The following is a 6,963-nucleotide window of genomic DNA, read 5'->3' on the forward strand; positions in this document are numbered from 1 at the left end:
TTCCTGGCTATCGGGTCTCGGATCGCGGGCCGGGTGGTGAGCGGGAGGCGTTGTTGTGCCGGCTGTTCGCTGAGGTGCTCGGGTTGGAGCGGGTCGGCGTCGACGACAACTTCTTCGACCTCGGCGGGGATTCCATCATCGCGATCCAGCTGCTGGCCAGGATCAAGAAGGAAGGGCTGACGTTCAGCCCGCGGCAGTTGCTGCAACACCAGACGGTGAGGGAGCTCGTCTCCCTGGTGGAGGACGCCGACAAGCCGGCGGCCCCGTTCGTGGACGGCGGAACGGGCCCCGTGACGCTCACACCGATCATGCACTGGCTTCGCGATCTCGGCGGATCGATCGACGACTTCAGCCAGAGCACCGTCGTGACGGCGCCGCCCGATCTCGACCTCGATCACCTGCGCGCCGCTCTGGGACACGTCCAGAGGCATCACGACGCGCTGAGATTACAACTCTCGGAAGCCGACGGCGCGTGGTCACTCCACGTGAATCCGCCGGACCGGCTTCCCGGCGCGTCCTGCGTCCGGCGAATCGACGTGGCGGGACTCCCGGCGGCCGAGCTCGCGCGGACGATCACGGCACACCGGTCGGAAGCCTCCCGCCGCCTTGACGTCTGGGCCGGCGCGGTCACCGAGATCATCTGGTTCGACGCCGGTCCGACCCGTCCCGGCCGGCTGCTGATCATGATCCACCACCTCGCGGTGGACGGGGTCTCGTGGCGCGTCCTGCTCCCGGACCTGGCGGCTGCGTACGAGGCGGTCAGCGCCGGCTCGCCGGTGGCCCTGCCACCCGTGGCGACCTCCTTCCGGCAGTGGGCGGAGAGACTCCGTTCCGAGGCGATGAGCCCGGCGCGCGAGCGGGAGCTGGAGCTCTGGAGCGACATCCTGGAGACCGCCGACCCGCCGCTCGGCGACAGCGACAGCGACAGCGACAGCGACAGCGGTGGCGATGCCGAGGCCGTCGCCACCGCACGCCACCTGACACTGACCCTTTCCCCCGCATCCACCCGCGACCTGCTGACCAAGGTGCCCGCGGTCCTGCGAGGGAGGGTCAACGAGGTGCTGCTCACGGCGCTCGCGCTCGCCGTCGGACAGTGGCGCGGACGAGGGGACGGCGCTGCCGGCTCGGCCGTCCTGATCGACGTCGAGGGACACGGGCGCGAGGAGATCGTCCCGGACACGGACCTGTCCCGCACGGTCGGCTGGTTCACCAGCATGTTTCCCGTCCGCCTCGACCCGGGGCAGGTGGACTGGCAGGCGATGTGTGCCGGCACGGCCGCGGCGGGAACCGCCTTCGAGCGGGTCAAGGAGCAACTGCGGGCGATCCCTGACAACGGCATCGGGTTCGGCCTGCTGCGCTACTTGAACGAGCGGACCCGATCGCGACTGGCCGGCCGCCCACGGCCGCGGATCGGCTTCAACTATCTCGGGCGGATCAGGCTCGGCGACGAGGCTGAGAGCTGGGCGCCCGCTCCTGGCACGCAGGCCATCCGCGGCACGCGCGCCCCGGACCTGGCCCTGCCCCATCAGGTCGAGGTGAACGCCATCACCCAGGACTCGGCTGACGGACCGCAACTGGTGGCGATCTGGACCTGGGACGCGGAGGCAGTCCCGGAAGAGGCCGTCCGGTCACTGGCCGAGCGCTGGTTCCAAGCCCTGCGGGGGTTCGTCGCGCACGCGGCCGCCGCCGAGGAGACAGATGCGTGAGGGTGTCGGCACGACAACGGAGGAAGCCTGATGACCAATCCCTTCGAGGACCCCGGGCGCGAGTACGAAGCCCTCGTCAACGCCGCCGGACAACATTCGCTGTGGCCGGTGGACATCGACGTGCCCGACGGCTGGACGGTCACGTTCGGGCCGTCCGGACGCGCGGAATGCCTGGAGTTCATCGAGAAGAACTGGAGCGATATGCGCCCCTTCGCGGGAGGCGCGGAATCGGCAGGGTGAGCCGGGGGTCACCCTGCACCACACCCGTTCCTGGAAAGGTGAGGATCTGGTGAAAGATTCGACGATGTCGGACGTGCGAAACGGGCTGGCGTCGCTGCTTTACCGGACCGCGGGATCGCGGGCGTCGTGGGACTCACCCTCCGTGGCGGCGGAAGTGGGCGCCGAGATAGTCGATATCGAGGCGGCCATCATGTGCCTGGAACAGCTCGGGTTGCTCGTCCCCTCCGCGCAGGCGCCGGCGGGATACATCATCGTCAACCCGGACACGGCGCTCTTCCGGCTGCTCGACCTGGAGCGGAACCTCGCGGCCAGCTACCATCGGCGGCTCGGCCATTGCCGCGAGACGTTGCACATGCTGCTGCGGGACTTCTCGTACGGCGAGCGGCGCGACAACAGCGTGAACGTCGAGCTGCTGCGAACCTCGACGGAGCTGAGCGAGTTCCTCGATCATCGATCCTCCCTGGTCAAGCAGCAGGAGCTGGCGATCCATCCCAGCGCGCCGGCGATCGACGCCACGAACGACATGTTGTCGAGGGCGGCTCAGGCCCTGTCCCGCGGCGTCAAGATGCAGATCCTCTATGCCGGCCACGTGGTGGCGGACTCCGCGATGCGTGACTACTGCGTGGAGGCGATGCGTCATGGGGCCGACATCCGGGTCGGGGGCTACCTGCCGCTCGGCATGACCCTCATGGACGACGACCTGGCCCTGTTGCCCATCGACCCGCAGGACACCTCTCTCGGCGTCATGGCCATTCACAGCATGGAAGTGGTCAGGTCGATGTACGCGGTGTTCGCCTACCACTGGTCCGAGGCCGTCCCGATGGCGAGCGTGCTGGACCACGCGGACCGCGTGGACCGCATCCTGTCCGCTCAGGAAAAAGTGATCATCAGGATGCTCGCCATCGGCGCGAAGGACGAAGCGATCGCACGAAGACTCAACGTATCGTCCAGGACGCTCAGTCGCGTCATCTCGACCTTGCTGGAGCGCCTGGGCGTGGAGACACGATTCCAGGCGGCCGTGAAGGTCACCAAGCTGGGGCTGCTGGCAAGAGAGCCTCTGGAAAGGCACGTGCTCTGAGCGGTCGCTCCATGCGGCTTCGCGGCGCGGCCGGGCCCCTCATCCCCACCCCCTCTCCGAGAAGGCTTCAGCCCATGAGACGACTGCTCGTGCCCGTACTCGGAACTCACCCCGCTCACCGCGGCAGCACCGCCGCCGCCGCCGACGCCACCGCCGCCACCGACGTCTCCGGCTCCCGCTGCCGCTCGATGCGGAGGCCGCGCTCCTGCCGCTCGCCATGCGGCAGCGGATGGAGATCCTGCGCGTCCTGTACGCTCACGGCCGGCCGCGCTTGCGGCGCTGGTCCCGGTGGTCCCTCTGAGGCGCCGACCCGAGGTCGGGGGTCTTGTAGGTGACCAGAGGGATCGTGGTGGCCACGGGCGTGGCCAGGTCGTGGTCGACGAGGTCGGCGATCACTTGCTCGATGCGCTTGTAGGCCGTCGGCGCCTCCTCGAAGAGGAGCTGGCGGTCGCCGCACACCACCACCGACCCCATCGGCGTGCGACGCAGCTCGTCGACAGTGTGCTTGGCCCGCCCACGGCGCAGGGCGTCCGCACGCGACATCTTGCGCCCCGCGCCGTGCGCCACGGAGTGGCCGGCTTCCGGCCCGGCATGCGCGGCCACAAGGTAGGACGGGGTGCCGCGCGTACCGGCGATGAGCACGTCGCGGCCGTCACCCGGCGCCGCTCCCTTGCGGTGCAGGTAGACACTGTCACGGAGCTCGACCAGGTTGTGGCACTGGTCGAGGATCGGCTCAGTGGGCTCGGTCCCCAGCGCGTGGGCGACCCGGGCGGCCAGCAGCCGCCGGTTGAGCGACCCCCACCGTACGGCCTCGTCATGCATCGCCAGGTAGGCGCCGGGATCAGGGGCGGGACCCGCGCCGTGGACCGCGGTGTGCTCCCGCAGGATCCGTTCGCCCAGTCCCCGGGAACCGCTGTGGACGATGAGAACCAGGTCGCCGGCGGCGAGGCCGAGACGGCTCGCGTGGCCCGGCTCGAAGATGGCTCCGACCCGCGCCAGCTCGACGAAGTGGTTGCCCCGGCCAACCGTCCCGAGCCCCTCGACGTGACCAGCGGGTACATCACCCTTCATGACGGCCCAGGCGGGATCGTCGGCATCTCGTTCAGGATGCAGCGCGCGATCGAGGTCGGGGAACCGGGCGGCGAGCTTCTCGGGTACGGCGCGCTTGAGCTTGACGGGGAACACGGCGATGCCGCAACCGATGTCGGAGCCCACCAGGAACGGGTACAAGATGGCCGACGCCATGGCGGCGCCGATGGGAGCGCCCTTGCCGGGGTGCAGGTCCGGCATGGCGGCGACGTGCATCATGCCGTCGAGGGCGGCCACCTGATGGCACTGCGCGACGGCATCGGACTCGATCCAGCTTGTGGGGGAGGCGAACACGGTGACGCTGGCCGGAGCGGACGGCGGCAGGACCTCCGGCCGGGAGTGTTGCTGGGACAAAGAAGCTCTCTTCACTGAACAGGGTATGGGCGGGCGGCATCACGGCGTGGGTCGGCGCCGCGGCATCTCGAAGTAGCGGGGTGCTGTCCGTCAGAGCCTCATGGACATCACATTCCCTGAGCCCTGCCATGCCGGGCAAGCGATTTTCAGCCGTACGGGCACCACGCCACGCATGGACGTGCGGGCCGGACATCAACACACACGGCAGCGGGACAAGATCGCACACGCCGGGTTCCGGATCGGTGCCGCGACCTTCGTGCTGCGCGATGACTACCCCGGACACCACATCCACAGTCCGAAGACGATCACCGCTTGCGTCTCCACCGGGCGGACGGCGCGCTCCCGCCGTCATGGCCCGCGCGGCGAACGTCTCGAAGTCCGGCACGAGGACCATCAGGTTGACCGGTGTACTGCCGGAGAACATGGCGGTGACCAGCCCGCGCTCCAGGTCGTACAGGGCGATCTTGGGTTGCGCCGCACACTTCGGTCGGCTCCGCGCATCCAGGTCGATGCGATCTGCTCGATCACTCCGGGCGCGGCCGGCTGCCCTCGTGCCCCTCCACCGTCGGGCTTGCGAGCAGCTTGTCGATGCTGCGGCGTTGGCGTTTGGTGGGACGGCCCGCGCCACGAGCCCGGACGGCCACCGTCACGGTCTCCTCGGGAGGAGGGGGCGGAGGGCTCTTGTCGACGTAGCACTCGGCGGCCACGGCGGCGCCGACCCGCTTGGTGATGGTCCGGGAGACGACCACGATACGTTCGCGCCCCTCGTGCCGCAGCCGGAGCTCGTCTCCGACCCGTACGGCGTGCGCTGGCTTGACCCGCACCCCGTTGACCCGGACGTGACCGCCCCGGCAGGCGTCGGACGCGATCGAACGAGTCTTGGTGAGCCGTACTGACCAGATCCAGCTGTCCACTCGCACACTCAGCTGCTCACCTGCCACTCTGACACTGTACTGAGCGGGCCGAGGGTCACGTCCGTGGACATGACCCTCGGCGCGTTCCCCTTCTTCGTGGCGCAGCCGTGATCGAGCCCGATCGGTAACCGCGGCCCACCCATTACCCGAAGACGTCGTCGAGCGAGCCGTCAGGAGGGGTGACCAGCCGGCGGGCGGTTCGTGTTCCGGCGTGAACGGAATCTCGCGCGATACTGCTGGGCCGAGATGCCGACCTCGCGACGGAAGATCTGGCGCAGATTGCTGGCTGATCCGATGCCGGTCAGCGCGGCGATCCTCCCGATCGGTTCGTCGCCCGCCTCAAGGAGCCGCTGCGCAGCGAGTATCCGTTCCCGCGTGAGCCATTTCTGCGGGGTAGTGCCAGTGAGGCGCTCGAATCGTCTGGTCAGCGTCCTCGGGCTCATGTGCACGCGTGCGCCCATCGAGCGCAGGGACCACCGCTGGTCCAGGTTCCGGCGCATCCAGTCGAGGAGATCCGGCAGCGGGTCGCCGGGGTCGGGGCTGAGCGGGACGTCGACGAACTGGGCCTGGCCCCCACTCCGGTAGCCGGCGAGCACCAGCCTGCGGGCGAGGGCGGCGGCGGCGTCCGCGCCGAAGTCACCCCGTACGACATGCAGGGCGAGGTCGATGCCGGCTGACATGCCCGCAGCGGTGAGGATGCTGCGATCGTCGACGAACAGGGCGCGCGGGTCGACGGCGGCGGTGGGGAACAGCGTGGCGAGCAGCCCGGCCGTCGACCAGTGGGTCGTGACCCGACGGCGGTCGAGAAGACCGGCGTGTCCGAGGATGAAGGCGCCGGTACAGATCGACATGATCCGCGCGCCGCGCCGGTGTGCGTGGCGCAAGGTCCGCAGCAACGCCGCGGGTGGGACGGCGTCCTCCGGAATCCATCCCGGAACGATCAGCAGGCCCGCCTGTTCCGCATCCTCAAGCCCGTACGGCGCGTGAACGCTGACCCCGCCGTCGAGCTCGACCTGGCCGGGCGTGACGGCACAGACCTTCGTCCGGTACCAGGAGCCGAACCGTGCGGAGTAGTCGACGCCGAAGATCTCGTTGATGGTGATGTAGTCGAAGCTGCCCGCGCCAGCGTAGACCAGAATGGCCACAGCTGGACCGTCGAGCGACACCGCGTACCTCCCGCACCTCGCGTGCTGTCGGTCCCATCGGGAGAGATGGGGCTAACGAGCATCTTAGGAAGACGCAGCCTTGGGAACACCCATACGAGATCGTGCGCTGAGCGTTCGCCAACCCGGGTGACGGTTGCTTCGGGAGGCGGTCTCAAGACGGTCTATAGCTAGCGGATTCCCGCCGCTTGTGCTCCCGGCGCTTTGCCTGCGCCAATGCCCGGTTCGCGTCGTTCAGAAAGACTCTCGCTCCAACTCTGACTGCGATAGCGGCCCGCGGAACGCCCCGTACCTAGTGCTGTGACCGGAAATGATCGCCGGGTTGGCGTGTAGAGCGCCCTTGCCGGTTGGATGGTGCTGATCACGTTCGATCGGCGCTCGGGGGGCCAGGTGACACAACCGGTCAAGGTCCGCAGGCT

General features: G+C 69.0%; 7 protein-coding genes. 3 read left to right on the forward strand and 4 right to left on the reverse strand.

Annotated elements, in window-relative coordinates:
- From MTP10_RS41690 to MTP10_RS41700, 3 genes are all read left to right on the forward strand, one after another.
- A partial coding sequence (locus MTP10_RS41690) for a condensation domain-containing protein (protein WP_310717437.1) occupies positions 1-1,706 on the forward strand: 1,706 nt, incomplete at its 5' end.
- A 30-nt stretch (positions 1,707-1,736) separates the two neighbouring features.
- The gene (locus tag MTP10_RS41695; protein WP_310717438.1) at positions 1,737-1,946 is read left to right on the forward strand and encodes an MbtH family protein; all 210 of its coding nucleotides are present in this window, start codon (positions 1,737-1,739) and stop codon (positions 1,944-1,946) included.
- A 64-nt stretch (positions 1,947-2,010) separates the two neighbouring features.
- Complete coding sequence (locus MTP10_RS41700) at positions 2,011-3,024, forward strand: LuxR C-terminal-related transcriptional regulator (protein WP_310717439.1); 1,014 nt, start codon at positions 2,011-2,013, stop codon at positions 3,022-3,024.
- A 115-nt stretch (positions 3,025-3,139) separates the two neighbouring features.
- Here MTP10_RS41700 and MTP10_RS41705 read toward each other — a convergent pair whose 3' ends face one another.
- The 4 genes from MTP10_RS41705 to MTP10_RS41720 form a co-directional block, all read right to left on the reverse strand.
- Complete coding sequence (locus MTP10_RS41705) at positions 3,140-3,283, reverse strand: hypothetical protein (protein WP_310717440.1); 144 nt, start codon at positions 3,281-3,283, stop codon at positions 3,140-3,142.
- On the reverse strand, positions 3,280-4,467 hold the full coding sequence (locus tag MTP10_RS41710) for an RNA ligase RtcB family protein (protein WP_310717441.1): 1,188 nt from the start codon (positions 4,465-4,467) through the stop codon (positions 3,280-3,282). The genes MTP10_RS41705 and MTP10_RS41710 overlap by 4 nt, the downstream gene beginning before the upstream one ends.
- Positions 4,468-4,991: 524 nt before the next feature.
- Positions 4,992-5,408, reverse strand: a complete 417-nt coding sequence (locus MTP10_RS41715; protein ID WP_310717442.1) for an RNA-binding S4 domain-containing protein — start codon at positions 5,406-5,408, stop codon at positions 4,992-4,994.
- 143 nt (positions 5,409-5,551) lie between these two features.
- Positions 5,552-6,526, reverse strand: coding sequence for a helix-turn-helix domain-containing protein (locus MTP10_RS41720; RefSeq protein WP_310717443.1), 975 nt, complete (start codon positions 6,524-6,526; stop codon positions 5,552-5,554).
- Positions 6,527-6,963: the final 437 nt, after the last annotated feature.

This window comes from Nonomuraea sp. 3-1Str (assembly GCF_031570565.1).
GTDB lineage: Bacteria > Actinomycetota > Actinomycetes > Streptosporangiales > Streptosporangiaceae > Nonomuraea.